We start from the raw sequence: 566 nt of genomic DNA on the forward strand, positions 1-566 counted from the left end.
TTGGTGGACTGGTATATCGATCATGCTGAAGTCGCTGCACTGGATGCGCTGCCCCCTGATGCCAGAACCGCGTGGGTGAGTATCAATAACGGCGAGGTCCCTGAGGCAAAGGCTCTCGCAGCACTCGCGCCACTTTATCCGCAACTGGAGGAAGCCACGGAAGCGTCACCTGTCGAGGGTGTTTTGGGTGTCGGCTTTGTGCTGATCGTCTTCACAAGCGGGATCGGCGTCGTCCTGGCTTATCGGCTCGTGGCACCACTGACCCGTCTGACTGCGGCTGCGGAAAAGATCGGGCAAGGTGATTTTCAGGTCACTGTAGAACCGGGTGCAACCAAGGAAGTTGAAACACTTGCGATCACGATCAATCGCATGGCCAGCGAGTTGCTCGCCCTGGAGACCCGCTTGAAATTCAACACGCGGGCGGTTGCCCACGAATTGCGTACGCCCCTGACCGTGCTGCAGGGCAATCTGCAAGGCATGACCGACGGTGTAATTCCTGCCAGCGAAGAACAATTGCGGGCTCTGCTGGTGCAAACCCAAGGCATGTCCCGTCTCGTGGACCAGCT

1 protein-coding gene is annotated in these 566 nt (G+C 58.3%); it reads left to right on the plus strand.

Translation table 11 applies throughout. From position 1 onward, the window contains the following. On the plus strand, nucleotides 1-566 hold a 566-nt coding region (locus EO99_RS0125450; protein ID WP_029621341.1), incomplete at both ends, for a HAMP domain-containing protein.

Source organism: Pseudorhizobium marinum (genome assembly GCF_000705355.1).
Taxonomy (GTDB): domain Bacteria; phylum Pseudomonadota; class Alphaproteobacteria; order Rhizobiales; family Rhizobiaceae; genus Neorhizobium; species Neorhizobium pelagicum.